The 17443-nt window shown below is 67.5% G+C and carries 16 protein-coding genes; 8 read left to right on the top strand and 8 right to left on the bottom strand.

Features of this window, described 5'->3' with window-relative positions:
- Positions 1 to 49: 49 nt before the first annotated feature.
- The gene (locus QZ670_RS04625; RefSeq protein WP_294252612.1) at positions 50 to 448 is read left to right on the top strand and encodes a MerR family DNA-binding protein; all 399 of its coding nucleotides are present in this window, start codon (positions 50 to 52) and stop codon (positions 446 to 448) included.
- 43 nt (positions 449 to 491) lie between these two features.
- On the opposite strand, the gene QZ670_RS04620 is transcribed toward QZ670_RS04625, so the two are convergent.
- On the bottom strand, positions 492 to 2261 hold the full coding sequence (locus tag QZ670_RS04620; RefSeq protein ID WP_294252611.1) for a methyl-accepting chemotaxis protein: 1770 nt from the start codon (positions 2259 to 2261) through the stop codon (positions 492 to 494).
- A 237-nt stretch (positions 2262 to 2498) separates the two neighbouring features.
- Between QZ670_RS04620 and QZ670_RS04615 the strand changes: the two genes are divergently transcribed.
- Positions 2499 to 3935 carry an HWE histidine kinase domain-containing protein gene (locus tag QZ670_RS04615; protein WP_294252610.1) on the top strand — a complete coding sequence of 479 codons (1437 nt, stop codon included), beginning with the start codon at positions 2499 to 2501 and terminating at the stop codon, positions 3933 to 3935.
- 11 nt (positions 3936 to 3946) lie between these two features.
- Positions 3947 to 4288, top strand: coding sequence for a response regulator (locus QZ670_RS04610; protein WP_294252609.1), 342 nt, complete (start codon positions 3947 to 3949; stop codon positions 4286 to 4288).
- A gap of 157 nt (positions 4289 to 4445) precedes the next feature.
- Here the strand turns inward: QZ670_RS04610 and ychF are convergent, their stop codons facing one another.
- A complete protein-coding gene (gene ychF / locus QZ670_RS04605; RefSeq protein ID WP_294252608.1) occupies positions 4446 to 5543 on the bottom strand; it encodes a redox-regulated ATPase YchF in 1098 nt (365 codons plus the stop codon).
- Between the two features lie 181 nt (positions 5544 to 5724).
- Between ychF and QZ670_RS04600 the strand changes: the two genes are divergently transcribed.
- On the top strand, positions 5725 to 6741 hold the full coding sequence (locus tag QZ670_RS04600; protein ID WP_294252607.1) for a transferrin-binding protein-like solute binding protein: 1017 nt from the start codon (positions 5725 to 5727) through the stop codon (positions 6739 to 6741).
- Between the two features lie 68 nt (positions 6742 to 6809).
- Here the strand turns inward: QZ670_RS04600 and QZ670_RS04595 are convergent, their stop codons facing one another.
- From QZ670_RS04595 to QZ670_RS04570, 6 genes are all read right to left on the bottom strand, one after another.
- On the bottom strand, positions 6810 to 7151 hold the full coding sequence (locus tag QZ670_RS04595; RefSeq protein ID WP_294252606.1) for a hypothetical protein: 342 nt from the start codon (positions 7149 to 7151) through the stop codon (positions 6810 to 6812).
- Positions 7148 to 7924: a hypothetical protein gene (locus tag QZ670_RS04590; protein WP_294252605.1), complete on the bottom strand. Its 777-nt coding sequence runs from the start codon at positions 7922 to 7924 to the stop codon at positions 7148 to 7150. The genes QZ670_RS04595 and QZ670_RS04590 overlap by 4 nt, the downstream gene beginning before the upstream one ends.
- Positions 7925 to 8009: 85 nt before the next feature.
- Entirely contained in the window at positions 8010 to 8441 is a 432-nt protein-coding gene (locus QZ670_RS04585; RefSeq protein WP_294252604.1) for an NIPSNAP family protein, read from the bottom strand.
- Positions 8442 to 8543: 102 nt separating this feature from the next.
- The gene (gene pth, locus QZ670_RS04580; protein ID WP_294252603.1) at positions 8544 to 9113 is read right to left on the bottom strand and encodes an aminoacyl-tRNA hydrolase; all 570 of its coding nucleotides are present in this window, start codon (positions 9111 to 9113) and stop codon (positions 8544 to 8546) included.
- An 80-nt stretch (positions 9114 to 9193) separates the two neighbouring features.
- Positions 9194 to 9796: a 50S ribosomal protein L25/general stress protein Ctc gene (locus QZ670_RS04575; protein WP_294252602.1), complete on the bottom strand. Its 603-nt coding sequence runs from the start codon at positions 9794 to 9796 to the stop codon at positions 9194 to 9196.
- Between the two features lie 266 nt (positions 9797 to 10062).
- On the bottom strand, positions 10063 to 10926 hold the full coding sequence (locus QZ670_RS04570) for a TraB/GumN family protein (RefSeq protein ID WP_294252601.1): 864 nt from the start codon (positions 10924 to 10926) through the stop codon (positions 10063 to 10065).
- Positions 10927 to 11199: 273 nt separating this feature from the next.
- On the opposite strand from QZ670_RS04570, the gene QZ670_RS04565 reads away from it, so the two are divergent.
- The 4 genes from QZ670_RS04565 (at position 11200) to QZ670_RS04550 (ending at position 17414) form a co-directional block, all read left to right on the top strand.
- A complete protein-coding gene (locus QZ670_RS04565; RefSeq protein WP_294252770.1) occupies positions 11200 to 12039 on the top strand; it encodes a glycine--tRNA ligase subunit alpha in 840 nt (279 codons plus the stop codon).
- Complete coding sequence (gene glyS, locus QZ670_RS04560) at positions 12036 to 14108, top strand: glycine--tRNA ligase subunit beta (protein WP_294252600.1); 2073 nt, start codon at positions 12036 to 12038, stop codon at positions 14106 to 14108. The genes QZ670_RS04565 and glyS overlap by 4 nt, the downstream gene beginning before the upstream one ends.
- Before the next feature lie 160 nt (positions 14109 to 14268).
- The gene (ppdK, locus tag QZ670_RS04555) at positions 14269 to 16932 is read left to right on the top strand and encodes a pyruvate, phosphate dikinase (protein WP_294252599.1); all 2664 of its coding nucleotides are present in this window, start codon (positions 14269 to 14271) and stop codon (positions 16930 to 16932) included.
- Positions 16932 to 17414: a hypothetical protein gene (locus QZ670_RS04550; RefSeq protein ID WP_294252598.1), complete on the top strand. Its 483-nt coding sequence runs from the start codon at positions 16932 to 16934 to the stop codon at positions 17412 to 17414. The genes ppdK and QZ670_RS04550 overlap by 1 nt, the downstream gene beginning before the upstream one ends.
- The last annotated feature ends 29 nt before the right edge of the window (positions 17415 to 17443 follow it).

Raw genomic sequence — 17443 nt, 5'->3', positions numbered from 1 at the left:
TTCACTCCGCACCCCATATAGGCTCCGTACCATGGTACGGAGTCAAGCCATGTCGCAACTGACGATCGGAAAGCTGGCGGACGCCGGCGGGGTGGGGGTGGAAACGGTGCGCTATTACCAGCGGCGCGGGCTGCTGCCGACGCCCGAGCGTGGCGGCGGGCCCGATGCGGGCGTGCGTCGCTATGGCGAGAAGGAAGTGCGGCGGCTGCGCTTCATCCGCTCGGCGCAGGCAGCGGGATTCACGCTGGAGGAAATCGGCGAGCTGCTCGAGCTCGACGCAACCGACGACCGCACCCGGGCGCGGGAACTGGCTCGGACGCGGATTGCGGCGCTCGACGTGAAGATCGCCGAGCTGGTCCAGGCGCGCGAGGGGCTTGCCCGGCTGGCGCGGGAGTGCGGATCGGGCAGCGCGGGGCCGTGCCCGATATTGGCGGCGTTCGAGGGGTAGGGGGGCAGGTAGGTCCTCTCCCCGCAGGGGGAGGATCGGAGGTTCAGTACGCCATCTCGAATGCGGGCTCGGCGGCCGCGCCGCTGCGATACCCCACCACCTCTTCGTCCACCCGGAACGCCTCGGCGTTGCCGAGCAGCGTCGCCGCCTCGCGGTCGAGCGAGCGGGCGGCGGCGGAGGTCTGCTCCACCATCGCGGCGTTCTGCTGGGTGGCCGCTTCCATTTCGACCACCGACCGGGTGATGTCGGAAATCGCGCCGGCCTGCGAGCGATTGTCCTCGCGCAGCGCCTGGAGCAGTTGCTGGACACTGTCGAAATTCTCGACGATCTCGACCAGCGCCGTGTCCACCGCGCGGACCTCGCTGGCGGCGGTGGCGACGTCGATCTGCGTCTCGTTGATCAGCTCGCGGCCGCGCTTCGCCTCTTCCTCGGCACGCAGCGCAAGCGCAGAGACGAGGTCGGCGACCACCGCGAAGCCGCGCCCGGCCTCCCCGGCACGACCGGCCTCGACGGCGGCGTTCATCGCCAGCACGCGCGTCTGGAAGGCGATCTTGTCGAGCCCCTCCACCACCGTATCGATCGCGTTGGCGCGTTCGGAGACGCTGTTCATCGCGGTCGCGGCGTTCTGCGCGGTGCTGCGGCCCGAATGCACCATCGCCCCGGCCTGTTCGGCGCGCTGCATCGTGATTTCCGCCGATTGGCTGCTGCTCTTCAGCCGGTTCTCGATCAGCTGGATTGCTGCGCTGGTTTCCTGGAGTGTGTTCGCGGTCATTTCGGTGCGGCGGGCGAGATCCTCCGAGGCGGTGGCGATTTCGCTGGAGCCGGTGCCGATGTTGCGCGCGCTGTGGATGGCGGTGCGGAGCATCGCGGAAAGTGCTCCGGCCGCGCGGTTGAAGCTCAGCCGCACGGGCTCGTAGACGCCGGGGAAGGGGGTGGCGATGCGGTGGCGCAGATCGCCTTTCTCCAGCGCGGCAAGCGCGGCGCCCAGCATCTCGCCAACATTTTCCTGCTCGGCGAGATGCGCCGCATCCATCTCGGCGCGGCTGCGCGCGGCAGCGTGGAAGCGGGCGACAGCCTGGGCGATGTCACCCAGCTCGTCGGTGCGGTCACGATAGGGAATGGCGGTGTCCTGGCCGCGCGACAGCATCGTGGTCGCCTGGGCGACCTGCGACAGCGGCTGGGCGACGCGGCGAGTGAGCCACCAGGCGAACCAGCCGATCGTGCCGAACAGCGACAGCGCGAGCAAGGTCAGCACGCCGATTGAGGCCCAGAGCGACTGGGACGAGCGGCCGCCGAACGCCGCCTGTTCCTCGGCGGTGGCGCTGACCAGCGCGTCGATCGCCTTGCGGTGCGCATCATAGGCTTGCGTGAGTACGGCGTAACGGGCGCGGGCGGTGACCATGTCCTTCGCGGCGATCGCGTCGAGAAACGCGCCCTGAGCCTCCTGCCAGAAGCGCATCGCCGGGGTATGCGTGTCGGCGAGGATCGCGCGCTTCAGATGGTCGGGCAGAGCGGACTGTTCCCACACCGCATGGCGCTCATCATAGGCCTTGCGCAGCTCGGCAAGCCGGGCGCGGGTCGCTTCGATCCGCTCGGGATGGTCGAGCAGCAGCGTCGCTTCCAGATAGGGCTCGATGATATATTCGGGCGGGGGCAGAATATCGGCGTTGAGATCGGCGATCTCCATCGATGCGCGGTGCATCGGCCCGCCCATCCGGATCGCATGGATCCGCCACGCCGATACGGCGAAGGCGATAGCCAGAAGCAGGATCAGCGCAATCGCGCCGCTGCGAACCCGCGCGGTAATTGTCATGGAAATCCCCCCGAGGGCCGATGCCCCCGTACCGGACCCATTGTAGAAACATTTCCAGCGCGTTGCCGGTCCGAGCGAAGATTTGTTGCGCATCCGCTCTATTCCGGTCGACGACCGGCGCCAAACGCGGACTAAGTTCACATAGGTTATCGTCGCACGCCGCGGAATGAACGATCGCGGAGGAGAAACATTCTGCCAGCCGCGGCGGCAGACGTGATACCTTGCGTGGAGGAATGGATGGGCGAATCAGGCTACCCGATCGGTGGGGGGCAGCTCGGGCAGCTCATCCGGGATTTCAACTGGGCGGCCACGTCGATCGGGCCGCTGGCGCAGTGGCCGCAAAGCCTGAAGTCGGTTACCCAGATGCTGCTGCTGTCGCCCGTGCCGATCGTGCTGCTGTGGGGCGACGACGGCGTGATGATCTACAACGACGCCTATTCGGAATTCGCCGGCAGCCGGCACCCGGCGCTGCTGGGATCCAAGGTGCGCGAGGGTTGGTCGGAGATCGCCGACTTCAACGACAATGTCATGCGGGTGGGCCTCAGCGGGCAGACGCTTGCCTATCGCGACCAGGAGCTGGCGCTGCAGCGGCGCGGCAAGCTGGAGCCGGTGTGGATGGACCTGGATTATTCCCCCGTTCTCGATGAATCGGGCACGCCGGCAGGGGTGATCGCGATCGTCGTCGAGACGACGCAGAAAGTACTCGCCCAGCGCCAGTTGCGCGAAAGCGAGCGGCGGCTGCGCGCGTTCGTAGAGGCGACTTCGGACGCGATCTACCGGATGAGTCCCGACTGGTCCGAACTCCTCCACATGGACGGCGGCACCTTCCTCACCCACGCCAGCGCCGCCCAGAGTGACTGGAAGGAGACCTATCTCCATCCCGAGGATTTTCCACGGGTGCAGGCTGCGATCGCCGAGGCGGTGGCGACGCGCCGGCCGCTCGAGCTCGAACACCGCGTTCGCCAGGCGGACGGCAGCATCGGCTGGGTGGCGTCGCGCGCGGTGCCGCTCGCCGACGAGGCGGGGACGCTGGTGGAGTGGTTCGGCGCGGCTTCCGACATTACCGAGCAGCGCCGCACCAACGAGCATCTGCGGCTGGTGATCAACGAGCTCAACCACCGGGTGAAGAACACGCTGGCGATGGTGCAGGCGATCGCGATGCGCACCTTCCGCGCCGCGCCCGATCTGGCGGTGGCGCAGGAACAATTTGCCGCGCGTCTGGTGGCGCTGGCCCAGGCCAACGATTTGCTGACCGGCGAGCGCTGGGCAGGCGCGTCGCTGCGCGAGGCGGTCGATCAGGCGGTGCGCCCGCACCAGCATGATCCGGCGCGCTGCACGCTTGTGGGCGCGGACGTACGCATCTCGCCCAAGACTGCGCTGGCCATGGCGCTGGCGATGCACGAACTTTCCACCAATGCCGTCAAATACGGCGCCTGGTCGAACGAAACGGGCCAGGTGGCGATCGCCTGGTCGGTGACGAACGGCCAGCTGCGCCTGGAGTGGCGGGAACGCGGCGGGCCTGCTGTGTTGGCGCCGGCGCGCCGCGGCTTCGGTTCGCGGTTGATCGAGCGTGGCCTGGCGGGGGAACTTGGCGGCACGGTGACGCTTTACTTCGAGCCCGAGGGGCTGCGCTGCACCGTCGAGGCGCCGCTCGCCGCCGTTACCGTAGAGTAGGATTTTTTGCCGTGCGTGTCCTGATCGTCGAAGATGAAATGACGATCGCCTTCCTGATCGAGGACATGCTGGCGGATCTCGGTCACGAGGTGGTGGAGATCGCCATGCGGCTGCCCGAGGCGCTGGAGGCGGCGCGGCGGGTGGAGGCCGATCTGGCGATCCTCGACGTCAATCTCGACGGCCACCATTCCTTCCCAGTCGCGGACATCCTTGCCGAGCGCGCGATCCCCTACGCCTTCGCCACCGGTTATGGCGCGCTGGGGCTGGAGGGCGCCTATTGCGAGCGGCCGGTGCTGGCCAAGCCGTTCCTGCGCGAGCATCTCGCCGCGCTGATCGCGAAGGCGTGCGGATAGCGGAGCTTCTTAGCCCCTCCTTCCTCTATTCTCCCCTCCCGCTTGCGGGAGGGGCAGGGGGAGGGTGTGTGCGGGTAGCGGGCGACACCGTGTCAGCAAGCGCCTCCACGTCGCAACCTCCCCTAACCTCTCCCGCAAGCGGGAGGGGGAAATATTCTCAGCTGTGCAGGAAGTGCATCACGTCGCCGTCCTGGACGACATAGGCCTTGCCTTCCGCACGCAGCTTGCCGGCTTCGCGCGCCTTGGCTTCGCCGCCGAGCGCCACGAAGTCGTCGTACGCGATCGTCTCTGCGCGGATGAAGCCCTTCTCGAAATCGCTGTGGATCTCGCCCGCGGCGTTGGGCGCGGTGGCGCCGCGATGGACGGTCCAGGCGCGCGCTTCCTTGGGGCCGACGGTGAAGAAGGTCAGCAGGTCGAGCAGCTTGTAGCCGGCACGGATCACGCGGGCGAGGCCGGTCTCCTCCAGCCCGAGCTCGCCGAGAAACTCGCCGCGCTCCTCCACCGGCATCGTCGCGATCTCGGCCTCGATCGCCGCCGAGACGACAACCGCCTGCGCGCCTTCGGCCGCCGCCTTGGCGAAGACCTTGGCGGACAGTTCATTGCCGTTGGCCGCGTCTTCCTCGTTGACGTTGCAGACGTAGAGGATCGGCTTGCCGGTTAGCAGCTGGGCGAGCCGCAGGTGGCGGGCCTCGTCCTCGTCCTTGGGCACGGTCAGCCGCGCGGGCTTGCCGTCGCGCAGCAGGTCGAGCGCCTGGCCGAGCACCGATGCGGCGGCTTTCGCTTCCTTGTCGCCCTGTGCCGCCTTCTTGGCGAGGTTGGGCACACGCTTCTCAAGGCTCTCGAGGTCGGAGAGCATCAGCTCGGTCTCGACCGTCTCGGCATCGGCGATCGGATCGACGCGGTTGTCGACATGCTGGATGTCGTCATTTTCGAAGCAGCGCAGGACGTGGACAACCGCGTCCACTTCGCGGATGTTGCCGAGGAACTGGTTGCCCAGGCCTTCGCCCTTGCTGGCGCCGCGCACCAGGCCGGCGATGTCGACGAAGCCGAGCTGCGTCTCGATGATCTTCTGCGAGCCGGCGATTTCCGCCAGCTTGTTCAGCCGCGGATCGGGCACGGCGACATTGCCGACGTTCGGCTCGATCGTGCAGAATGGATAGTTGGCCGCCTGCGCTGCGGCCGTCTCGGTCAGCGCATTGAAAAGCGTGGACTTGCCGACATTGGGCAGGCCGACGATGCCGCAACGGAAACCCATGGTAGTTCGATCCTGTCGTGAAGGGGGCCGGCGGGCGCGCCGGCGATATGCGGCGCTCGATACGCGCAGGCGACGGCTTTTTCCAGTGTAACGCGTCCAGCCTTGACGCAGGGCCGTTCATCTGGGGTACAGGGGGCCAAGGCATTTCCTGTGGTGCGCCAGGTTCTCGAGGAGTTTTCGTATGATTCGCCGTTATGTCATTTTGGGCAGCGCCGCGGCTGCGGCCGCGCTGGCAAGCTGCAGCGGCGGTGGGAACTCCTCGCCCACGCCGACGCCGACCCCCACCTCAAGCGGCTCGGCGACGCCAACTCCGACGCCCACCGCTACCTACACTGCCTTCCCGCTCACCGCCGCCGCCGAATTCAGCACGCTGAACGCGACGACCAACTATACCGGCGATCCCGCCGCGGGCGCCGTGACGCTGGGCGTGACCGCGACCGAGACCTTCACCAGCCGCGTCAAGCTGGCCGCGACCACCGACCTCACCAACGGCACCTTCGTGATGGACGAGGCGACCGAGGAGTCGCGCTTCACCGGCACCAACGTCACCGCCACGGCGGCACCGACGGTGACTGAATTCGTCTATCGCAGCGTCAGCACCGCGACCGGCGCGGCGGCGGGCAATTTCAGCCAGCTCGAAGTGCTCAACAACATCGGCGCAGCGACCGTGACGACCAGCGACAGCCTGCTCAAGCAGCTGACCGTGCTGAGCTATGCCAACTGGTGGCGCGGCGATTCGACCACCGGCCAGAAGCGCCTGACCTATGCGATCTGGGGCTATCCGACGCTGAGCTACGACATGCTCACCACCGGCACGGCGAGCTACAATGCGCGGATCGTCGGCCGCGCGGTCAGCGTCGCCAACAACGCGACGACGATCGTCCGCGTCGGGGGCACCGCGACCGTCTCGGTCAACTTCGCTACCGGTCTCGTCACCACGGCGATGAACCTGACGACGCTGCCGAGCGGCGGCGCCGAGACCGCCTATGTCACGCTGAATGCCCAGGGCGCGATCCCGATCGGGCAGAACCAGTTCAGCGGCAGCCTCGTCAGCGGTGGTCCGGCGACCGGCACGATCACCGGCGCCTTCTACGGCTCGAAGGGCGTGAACCTAGGCATCGTCTTCGGCGCCTCGGGCACGATCAACGGTGCGGACACCCGCATCGTCGGCGAAGTGGTCGGCGTGAAGCAGCAATAAGCGACGCCGGTGTCTGAAACGAAAAAGGGGGCCCGGGAAACCGGGCCCCCTTTTCGTCTGTCCGTTGATCAGCCGCGCTGGACTTGCGCGGTGCGAAGCTTGCCCGCGGCGTCATATTCGATCCGGTAGATCTCGAAGCTCGGCCCCGTTGCGCTGCGGCCGAGATAATAGATATCGGCTGACGGACCGCTGGAATCGGGTTCGCCAAGCAGTTCCCGCACCGCCTCGCGAGATGCCCCTGCCACGACGCCTGCACCACCTAGTTGCGACACCATTGCGCCACGGCGGTTCTCGCCGTCATAATTGCCGCGCTCCGCTGCCCAGGCACTCTTGTCGAACTGCATCTGCGCGCCTCCACAGCCGGCCAGCGCCAGCGCCACGATCGTCCCCAATGCCGTACCCGCCTTCACGACCCGTTCGCGCTGGCATCGCCCTTGGGCGTCTGCATGACCCCATCCGCCGGGCGGGGATCGGCCATGCCGTGCTGCCCGCGGGCAACGGTGTCGCTGGGCGCCAGGTGCCCGCTGCGATCGACCACCATCAGCTCGCCGTCGTCCAGGGCCTTCTGGACGAGGTCCGCCAATGCCTCGGGGGATGCCCCGGGGTGTTCGACCGCAATGCGGCGACCGACTTCGTTGTTGTACAAATCCATCGCCTCCCGCACCGCGCCGTTGCCAGGCAGCCCTTCATGCGCCGTGGTGAACTGCTTCGTCCAGTTCTCGCCGAACTCGGCGGTGAGGCGGGCGTTCCAATAGGCGTGCCGGAACGCATCGGTATGGCCGTCATTCTTGGGATAGGCGCGGGCGGCGAGCGCTTGCTTCTCGGCAGGCAGCGCCGCGATCTGTTGCCGCGCGCCTGCGGGAATCGTGGTGGGCGGCGGCACCCGCTTTTCCGATACCGAGAATGCTTCGTCGGCGATGTTCTTGAAACTGTTGAGGCCCAGGATTCCGCGATCGCGGGTAAGATTGTCGAGCAGCTTGCCTTCGGTCTGGGTGATCGTGCGAGTGCCGCCGATCCCACCGAGGGGGATCGCGCCGAACAGGCTCGGGCTCCAGGCGATCGTCTTGTCGTCGGGCACCTGATAGTCGCGCTCGATCTGCCGCGGATCCGGTCCATGGCCGATCGGCGTTAGCGGCCGTGCATAGGGTGCGCCCGCGGCGCCGCTTCGGTCGATGGCCAGCATATCGGTCCTCCATTGCCAAGTGCGTGGCAGGGTCGCCGATGCTGCGCCGCTGCGCCATCAACGGATCGACTAGATGGCCCTGCGCCTACCGCGCGCCTGCGAGCGGCGGGGAATAGTCCGCCATGGTCATGAAGATGCTCTCGACCTTGGTGACGATCTTGCCGTTCGCCTCGGACTCGGCGACCACCTTCTGCCAGTCGGGATCGGCGCCGAACGCCTTCCAGTCCGCCTCGCGGGCTTCGCGACTGGGATAGGCGAGGATGTAGACCACGCGGCCCTCGGGCGCATCCGGCCGGGGCAGTTCGTTCCAATAGGCGACGTTGCGCATGCCGTGCCTGGCGAACAGCTTGAGCGTGTGGTTGCGGAAGCGGGCGTTGAGCGCCTCGGCCTTGCCCGGCGCCGGATAATAGATGCGCAGCTCGTAGACCGGCTGCGGCGCCGGGGCGGGGGCGGTCTGGGCCGCGGCGGGCGCGGCGAGCGGCAGCAGCGCGAGCAGGGCGGGCAGGACGAGGCGCATGGGGCATCCCTTCATCGACAGTTGCCCCAGGATGGCACGGGCGGTGCTACCGTTCCATCGCAACCTCATTGATTCAGGGTAAGAACCCGAAGCGCCCGGCGCTCAGTCCTGCATGCGTCGCGCGACTTCGTTCATGAAGCGCACATCGTCGCCCGCCGCCAGCCAGGGCGCCTCGGCGGCGATCGCACCGAGCATGTCGGACAAGGGCTCGATCTCGGCCTTGGCATAGTTGCCGAGCACATAGCCGGTCACCCGGTCCTTGTGTCCCGGATGGCCGATGCCGAGGCGCACTCGGCGGAAGTCGGGCCCGAGATGCGCGTCGGTCGAGCGCAGGCCGTTGTGGCCCGCCGTGCCGCCGCCGCGCTTCACCTTCACCTTCATCGGCAACAGGTCGAGCTCGTCGTGGAAGACGGTGACGTCTTTCGGCGCCAGCTTGTAGAAATCCAGGGCGGACCGCACCGCCCGTCCGCTCTCGTTCATGAAGGTGCCGGGCTTGAGCAGCACGACCTTGTCGGTGCCGATTCGGCCTTCCTGGGTCCAGCCCTGGAACTGCTTCTTCGGCGCCGAGAAGCCGTGCACCTCGGCCAGCGCATCGAGCGCCATGAAGCCGACATTGTGGCGGTGCATCGCATATTGCGGCCCCGGATTGCCGAGACCTACCCATAGCTGCATCACCTACACTCCCGAAAAGAAAATCGCCCCCGCACCTAGGGTGCGGAGGCGATCTTTTGAACCCGTGAAGGGAAGGCCGATCAGCCCTCGGCCGACTCGGCTTCCGCTTCGCCGTCCGCCGACTTCAGCGCCGACGGCGCGACGACGGTGGCGATGGTGAAGTCGCGATCGGTGATCGACGGGGTCGCGCCCTTGGGCAGGGTCACGGCCGAGATGTGCAGCGAGTCGCCGACTTCGAGGCCCTTGACCGAGATCTCGATCTGGTCGGGGATCTCTGCCGCGTCGACCACCAGCTCCAGCTCGTGGCGGACGATGTTGAGCACGCCGCCGCGCTTCAGGCCGGGAGCCAGCTCTTCGTCGACGAACACGATCGGCACTTCGACGGTGACGGTCGCGTGCTCGGAGATGCGCAGGAAGTCGACATGCAGCGGACGATCGGTGACGACGTCGAAGGCGACGTCCTTGGCCAGCGTGCGCTCGCCGTTGACCATGATCACCGAGTTGAAGAAGTGGCCGGTGTTCAGCAGCTTCTGCAGCTCACGCTCGTTGACGTGGATGCTGGCGGGATCCTGCTTGTTGCCATAGATCACGGCGGGGACGCGGCCTTCACGACGCAGCGCCCGGGAGGCTCCCTTGCCAGCCCGGTCGCGCGTTTCGGCCGACAGCGTAAGCGTGTCGCTCATGTGTCGATTTCCAATGCGCTAAATGTTTCAACGTGCATGCAGCGGCAGGCCTCCAGGGATGACCCTGCCACGGCAAGCGCGCGCCTATAGGCGAAGCGCAGCGGAATCGCAAGGCAGGTGTTCGGCCCCCGAAAGTTCCGAAAGTTCCGGCAAAACGACATCTGCGCTCTCTGCCCCCGCACCGGCATGGGCCGATCTGCCGAGACATACACCCGAAGTGCAGCTGTAGGGAAGTAAAAGTTCCGCTTTCGTTCTCGTCGGTGCTGTTATTGCAGCCGCTCCACCTTCAACCCGGCCTTGGCCAGCAACGCCAGCACGCTCGCATCCCCCGCCAGATGGCCGGCGCCGACCGCGACGAACACTGTCCCCGGCGCCTGCATCCGCTTGGCGATCCAATCCGCCCAAGCCCGGTTGCGGCGGAGCAGCAGCGTGTCGCGCAGCTCGGAATTGCCGGCGAGATCGGCGTTGAGCATCCGGGCCAGCGTGTCCGCATCGCCCTTGCTCCAGGCGGCGACGGCGGCGTCGATGTTGGCACCGGTCTCGGGCAGGCCGTTCAGCGTGTCGCCGAGCAGACGCCCCTGCGCGGCGGCGGAGAGACCGTCGAAATAGCCGAACTGCTGAGCGGCGGTCTCCAGTCCGGCCAGCCGCTTGCCGGCTTTCTGCGCGGCGGCCTGCAGCACCTGCTCGACGCCGTTCGCATCGTCATAGCCCAGCTTCTGTAGCGGTAGCAGCGAGAGGGTGAGTGCGGCCAGCCATGGCTCGTCGCGGTCTAGCGACTGCGGCGCGAGCCCGGCGGCATGGAGCGCGGCTTCGAGCTTGGCGTGTTCGGGCGCGGGCAGGGCGGCGACGGTCGGGTCGCCGGGCGTGCGGCCCAGCTTGTCGAGCAGCGCCTGCGTCTCCGCCTCGGGCGGCATCACCAGTTCGAGGACGAGCGTGTCCGAGCGCTCGAACGCGGTGCGCACCGGGCCCTCGAACCAGCGCAGGTCGGGGCGGAGCAGATGGACGGTGCCGAACAGATAGAGGGTCGTGTCGCCGTCGCGCACCGCCCACAGCGCAGGCTTGGCCTCGCGCGGCGCGGCGCCGCAGCTGCCGAGGAGGAACAGGGCGGCGAGGAGGAGTGCGCGGAACATGGGGGCGGGCTTGGCGAGATGGGGGCAGGGGAGTCAACGGGTCCCGCCACTCCCACGCCCGTCATCCCGACGAAAGTCGGGATCCATTCGCCCCTCCGCCGGGGATGAAGCCGCGCCGGAAACCCCAATGGATCCCGGCTTCCGCCGAGATGACGGCTGAGGGAGAGGGCACGGCCCCCCCCCTCCCGGTTGACCCCCTCGGCGCCCTGCGCCAAAGCGCTCTCCAAACCTTACAGGGTGACCAACTTGTCCGAACCTCTCAGCTTCCAGCGCATGATCCTGACGCTCCACGACTATTGGAGCACGCGCGGCTGCCTGATCCTGCAGCCCTATGACATGCGGATGGGCGCCGGCACCTTCCACCCCGCCACCACGCTGCGCGCGCTGGGGCCGGACTCGTGGAACGCCGCCTTCGTCCAGCCCTGCCGCCGCCCGACCGACGGCCGCTATGGCGAAAACCCCAACCGGCTGCAGCATTACTACCAGTATCAGGTGATCCTGAAGCCGAGCCCGCCCGACCTGCAGGAACTGTATCTCGGCAGCCTCGCCGCGATCGGCATCGACTTCACCAAGCACGATATCCGCTTCGTCGAGGACGACTGGGAATCGCCCACGCTCGGCGCCTGGGGCCTGGGCTGGGAAGTCTGGTGCGACGGGATGGAAGTCACCCAGTTCACCTATTTCCAGCAGATGGGCGGGTTCGACTGCAAGCCGGTGGCGGGCGAGCTGACCTACGGGCTCGAACGCCTCGCCATGTACATCCAGAACAAGGACAGCGTGTACGATCTCGCCTTCAACGACGCGGGCGTGACGTACGGCGACGTGTTCCTGGAGAATGAGCGCGAGATGTCGACGTGGAACTTCGAGGTCGCCGATACCGACGCGCTGTTCGACCTGTTCCGCAAGGCCGCGGCCGAGTGCGAGCGCTCGCTGGAGGCGAAGCTGCCGATCCCGGCCTATGAGCAGGCGATCGAGGCGAGCCACATCTTCAACCTGCTGAATGCGCGCGGCGTGATCTCGGTGGCGGAGCGCCAGGCCTATATCGGCCGGGTGCGCGATCTGGCGAAGGGCGCCTGCACGGCGTGGATGGAAAAGAACGGGTGGGCAGCGTGACGGACTTTCTTCTCGAACTCCGCTCGGAGGAAATCCCGGCGCGCATGCAGGAAAAGGCGCGGGAGGATCTCGCCCGCCTGTTCGCGGCCGAGCTGGAAAAGGCCGGGCTCAAGGCCGCCGAGGTCGTGTCCTACGCGACGCCGCGCCGGCTGGCGCTGATCCTGAAGGGCCTGCCCGAGCAGACCGCCGCCGTCTCCGAGGAGACCAAGGGCCCGCGCGTCGGCGCGCCGCCTCAGGCGCTCGAAGGCTTCCTCCGCAAGACCGGCCTGACCGCCGACCAGTTGGTCGAGCGCGACGGCGTGCTGTTCGCGATCGTCGACAAGCCGGGTCGCGCAACCGCCGAGGTGCTGGCTGCCGCGATCCCCGCCGTGATCCGCGCCTTCCCCTGGCCCAAGTCGATGCGCTGGGGGGCGGATTCGCTCTCTACCGAGAGTTTGCGCTGGGTGCGTCCGTTGCAGGGCATCGTCGCGCTGTTCGGCAGCGACGTGGTGCCGTGCGACATCGCCGGGGTGACCAGCGGCGCGGCGACGGTTGGACATCGCTTCCACCATCCGGGCACGATCACCATCGGTTCGGCCGACGACTATGTCGAGAAGCTGCGCGCCTGCCATGTCATCGTCGACGGCGCCGAGCGGCGGGGCATCATCGCGCTGGGGGCGAAGATGGCCGCGCAGAAGGCCGGGCTCAGCCTGATCGAGGACGAGGGCCTGCTGTTCGAGAATGCCGGGCTGACCGAATGGCCGATGCCGCTGCTCGGCCGCTTCGAGGAGGCCTTCCTGGCGGTGCCGCCCGAGGTGATCCAGCTCACCGCGCGCGTGAACCAGAAGTATTTCGTCTGCCGCGATGCTGCGGGGAAGCTGGCCAACGCGTTCGTCTGCGTGGCGAATATCGACGCGGCCGATGGCGGCGAGAAGATCGTCGCGGGCAACCAGAAGGTGCTGGCGGCGCGGCTGAGCGACGCGCGCTTCTTCTACGAGACGGACCTGAAGGTGCCGCTCGAAGCGCAGGTGGGGAAACTCGAGAAGATCGTCTTCCACGAGAAGCTGGGCACGGTGGCCGAGAAGGTCGAGCGCGTGGCCAAGCTGGCCGAGTGGCTGGCGGCCGAGAAGATCGTGCCGAACTGCGATCCGGCACTGGCACGGCGTGTGGCAGAACTGGCCAAGGCGGACCTCGTCACCGGCATGGTCGGCGAGTTCCCCGAGCTACAGGGCCTGATGGGCGGCTATTACGCCGCCGCGCAAGGGGAAGACCCGGCGGTCGCGACGGCGATCCGCGATCACTACAAGCCGGTCGGGCAGGGCGATGACGTCCCCGCCGATCCCGTGACGGTGGCGGTGGCGCTGGCGGACAAGCTGGATACGATCAACTCGTTCTTTGAGATTGAAGAGTTTCCGACCGGGTCAAAGGATCCTTTCGCACTTCGTCGTGCGGCGATTGGTATTGGACGGCTTATTCTTGAGAATGGCCTTCGCGCTGATCTCGGCCAAGTCATTCGCCTTGGCTGGCTTGGGCACGCCGCGGACAAGACGCTCAGCGACGAAGACGTCGCGCGTCGGAAGGTGGCAATCTCTGTGGTCGACTTCGTAGTCGACCGCCTCAAGGTCCAGCAGCGTGAGGCGGGTGTCCGCCACGACCTAATCGACGCGGTGTTCGCGCTCGGCGGCGAGGACGATCTCGTCCGGCTGCTCGCGCGGGTGAAGGCGCTGCAGGCGTTCGTCACCACCGAGGACGGCGCCAACCTGCTCGCCGGCTACAAGCGCGCGGCGAACATCCTCAAGAAGGAGGAATGGGGAGCCGGCGCCGTGAACGCCGCGCCCGAACCCGCCGAGGCGGCGCTTGCCGCAGCGCTCGACGCGGCCGAGCCCAAGGCGACCGCCGCGATCGAAGCCGAGCAGTTCGAGGATGCCATGGCCGCGCTCGCGATTCTGCGCGCCCCGATCGACGCCTTCTTCGATCAGGTGACGGTCAACGATACCGATCCGGTAAAGCGCGCCGCGCGCCTCGGCCTGCTCGCGCGGATGCGTGATGCAGTGCACAAGGTGGCGGACTTCGCCAGGATCGAAGGTTGAGGGGCTTAATTGTACGATTAATATCCGTAAATTGGCCTGAAACTGCCATCGTCCCGAAATAATCGGATACCGACAACGTAGTCAGCGGTTCCGCCTTCTTCGCACCTGCGATAGCGCCCTTTCTGTCTTGAAAGGGCGCTTCGATCGGAAGGGGATCAGAATGACGCAATATGTGTACCGCTTCGGCGGTGGTGTTTCGGACGGTGGTGCGGGCGACAAGAATCTGCTCGGCGGCAAGGGCGCGAACCTTGCCGAGATGGCCTCGATCGGGCTGCCGGTGCCGCCGGGCTTCACCATCTCCACCGCGATGTGCACGCGTTATTATGAGGAAGGCGAGACTTTCCCCGAGAGCGTGAAGGCCGAGGTGGCGAACGGCATCGCGCATATCGCCGCGATCACCGGCAAGCAGTTCGGGGACGCCGCCGATCCGCTGCTCGTCTCGGTCCGCTCGGGCGCGCGCGTCTCGATGCCGGGGATGATGGACACCGTCCTCAACCTCGGCCTCAACGACCAGACGGTGCAGGGGCTGGCCGCGACCAGCGGCGACGATCGCTTCGCCTGGGACAGCTATCGCCGCTTCATCCAGATGTATGCCGATGTGGTGCTGGGCCTCGACCATGGCCGGTTCGAGGAAGCGCTGGAGATCGCCAAGGAAGATCGCGGCTTCACGCTCGACACCGAGCTGTCGGCCACCGACCTCCAGGCGCTGGTCGCCGAATACAAGAGCATCGTCCAGGAGCTGTGGAACAAGCAGTTCCCGCAGGACGTGCACGACCAGCTCTGGGGTGCGATCGGCGCGGTGTTCGGATCCTGGCAGTCGGAGCGCGCCAAGGTCTATCGCCGGTTGAACGACATTCCCGCGGACTGGGGCACGGCGGTGAACGTGCAGGCGATGGTGTTCGGCAATATGGGCGACACCTCGGCGACGGGCGTCGCCTTCACCCGCGACCCTTCCACCGGCGAGCGCGCCTACTACGGCGAGTTCCTGATCAACGCGCAGGGCGAGGACGTCGTCGCCGGCATCCGCACGCCGCAATATCTGACCCGGACCGCCCGCGAGGCCGCAGGCGCCAAGCCCGCCTCGATGGAAGAGGCGATGCCCGAGGTCTATGGCGAGCTGGCGGCGGTATTCGACCGGCTCGAGACGCACTATCGCGACATGCAGGACATCGAGTTCACCGTCGAGCGCGCCAAATTGTGGATGCTGCAGACCCGCAGCGGCAAGCGCACTGCCAAGGCGGCGCTCAAGATCGCGGTCGACATGGCGAATGAGGGGCTGATCACGCGCGAGGAGGCGATCCTGCGGGTCGATCCGGCGGCGCTCGACCAGCTGCTCCACCCGACGCTCGACCCCAAGGCGCCGCGCGACGTGCTGACCAAGGGCCTGCCCGCCAGCCCCGGCGCGGCCTCGGGCCTCGCGGTGTTCGACAGCGACACGGCGGAGAAGCGCGCCAATGCCGGCGACTCGGTGATCCTGATCCGCGTCGAGACCAGCCCCGAGGACATTCACGGCATGCACGCGGCGCGCGGCATCCTCACCGCACGCGGCGGCATGACCAGCCATGCGGCGGTCGTCGCGCGCGGCATGGGGCGCCCCTGCGTCTCGGGTGCCGGCAGCCTGTCGATCAACGCGCGCGAGAAGGTGATGCGCGTCGGCAGCCGTGAGGTCCGCGAGGGCGACATGGTCACCATCGACGGCGCCACCGGCGAGGTGATGGCCGGCCAGGTGCCGACGGTGCAGCCCGAGCTGTCGGGCGATTTCGGCACGCTGATGACCTGGGCCGACGAAGTCCGCCGCCTCAAGGTTCGCGCCAATGCCGAGACGCCGCTCGACTGCCGCATCGCGCGCGAGTTCGGCGCCGAGGGCATCGGCCTGTGCCGCACCGAGCACATGTTCTTCGATTCGGCCCGCATCACCGCGGTGCGCCAGATGATCCTCGCCGAGAACGAGGCGGGCCGTCGCGCTGCGTTGGATAAGCTGCTGCCCGAACAGCGCAGCGACTTCCTCGAGATCTTCGAGGTGATGGCGGGGCTGCCGGTGACGATCCGCCTGCTCGATCCGCCGCTGCACGAGTTCCTGCCGCACGAAGAGGCGGAGTTCACCGAAGTCGCCACGGCGGCCGGGGTGGATGTGGACACGCTCAAGCGCCGCGCGGCCGAGCTGCACGAGTTCAACCCGATGCTCGGCCATCGCGGCTGTCGCCTGGGCGTGACCTATCCCGAAATCTACGAAATGCAGGCGCGCGCCATCTTCGAGGCCGCGATTGCCGTGGCGGAGAAGTCGGGTGCGGCGCCGGTGCCCGAAGTCATGATCCCGCTCGTCGCCACCCGGCGCGAGCTGGAGCTGATGAAGGCGGTCGTCGACAAGGCAGCGCAGGCGGTGTTCGCCGAAAAGGGCCGCACGCTCGACTATCTGGTCGGCACGATGATCGAACTGCCGCGCGCCGCGCTGATGGCGGGCGAGATCGCCGAAGTGGGCGCCTTCTTCTCGTTCGGCACCAACGACCTCACCCAGACCACGCTGGGCGTGAGCCGCGACGACGCTTCGCGCTTCCTCACCACCTATGTCGAGAAGGGCATTTACGCCAAGGATCCGTTCGTGAGCCTCGACGTCGAGGGCGTCGGCCAGCTGATTGCGCTCGCCGCCGAGCGCGGCCGCGCGACCCGGCCCGACATCAAGCTAGGCATCTGCGGCGAACATGGCGGCGATCCGGCGTCGATCGCCTTCTGCGAAAAGACAGGGCTCGATTATGTCTCGGCTTCGCCCTATCGCGTACCGATCGCGCGGCTCGCGGCAGCGCAGGCGGCAATTCGAGGAAAGTGATGCTGGTAGTGGCGGTAGCGGTAGCGACGGACGATGCGGCGGCCCTCAGCCGCGAGCTTCTCGCCAGTCCCACCGCCACCGCCGTGCTGGAACGCCGCTGCGGGGGGCCGATTCGGGCGGAGGTCGACCGGACGGCACACAAGGATCCGACGCCCGAGCAGCGGATGCGGCTGGGCGTGGGGCCGGGCGAGCGGGTGGTCTATCGCGGCGTGGTGCTGAGCTGCGCAGGCGTGGCCTTTTCGGTCGCTGAGAACTGGTATGTGCCCTCGCGCCTGACGCCGGCGATGAACGCCGCGCTGGAGCAGGGGGATACGCCGTTCGGCGCGGTGATCCGGCCGCTCAAGCCCCATCGCAAGCCGTTGGAGCAGGTGCTGACCGGGATTGCGCCCTATGTGCTCCGCCACCGCGCGCTGGTGCTGGACGGCGAAGGGCGAGCGCTGGCCGAGGTGGTGGAGAACTACACGGCAGCGGTGCTGCGATAGACGCAGCAGCCTGCACGGCCCCCCTCCAG

This window comes from uncultured Sphingomonas sp. (genome assembly GCF_913774285.1).
Classification (GTDB): Bacteria; Pseudomonadota; Alphaproteobacteria; order Sphingomonadales; family Sphingomonadaceae; genus Sphingomonas.
The sequence above is the reverse complement of the archived record's forward strand: the minus strand, read 5'-3'. Positions and strand labels throughout refer to the sequence as shown.

Coding starts and splice junctions, on each gene's coding strand:
- QZ670_RS04625 (WP_294252612.1), top strand. CDS start 50: ATGTCGCAACTGACGATCGGAAAGCTGGCGGACGCCGGCGGGGTGGGG.
- QZ670_RS04620 (WP_294252611.1), bottom strand. CDS start 2,261: ATGACAATTACCGCGCGGGTTCGCAGCGGCGCGATTGCGCTGATCCTG.
- QZ670_RS04615 (WP_294252610.1), top strand. CDS start 2,499: ATGGGCGAATCAGGCTACCCGATCGGTGGGGGGCAGCTCGGGCAGCTC.
- ychF (WP_294252608.1), bottom strand. CDS start 5,543: ATGGGTTTCCGTTGCGGCATCGTCGGCCTGCCCAATGTCGGCAAGTCC.
- QZ670_RS04600 (WP_294252607.1), top strand. CDS start 5,725: ATGATTCGCCGTTATGTCATTTTGGGCAGCGCCGCGGCTGCGGCCGCG.
- QZ670_RS04590 (WP_294252605.1), bottom strand. CDS start 7,924: ATGCTGGCCATCGACCGAAGCGGCGCCGCGGGCGCACCCTATGCACGG.
- QZ670_RS04585 (WP_294252604.1), bottom strand. CDS start 8,441: ATGCGCCTCGTCCTGCCCGCCCTGCTCGCGCTGCTGCCGCTCGCCGCG.
- pth (WP_294252603.1), bottom strand. CDS start 9,113: ATGCAGCTATGGGTAGGTCTCGGCAATCCGGGGCCGCAATATGCGATG.
- QZ670_RS04575 (WP_294252602.1), bottom strand. CDS start 9,796: ATGAGCGACACGCTTACGCTGTCGGCCGAAACGCGCGACCGGGCTGGC.
- QZ670_RS04570 (WP_294252601.1), bottom strand. CDS start 10,926: ATGTTCCGCGCACTCCTCCTCGCCGCCCTGTTCCTCCTCGGCAGCTGC.
- QZ670_RS04565 (WP_294252770.1), top strand. CDS start 11,200: ATGATCCTGACGCTCCACGACTATTGGAGCACGCGCGGCTGCCTGATC.
- ppdK (WP_294252599.1), top strand. CDS start 14,269: ATGACGCAATATGTGTACCGCTTCGGCGGTGGTGTTTCGGACGGTGGT.
- QZ670_RS04550 (WP_294252598.1), top strand. CDS start 16,932: ATGCTGGTAGTGGCGGTAGCGGTAGCGACGGACGATGCGGCGGCCCTC.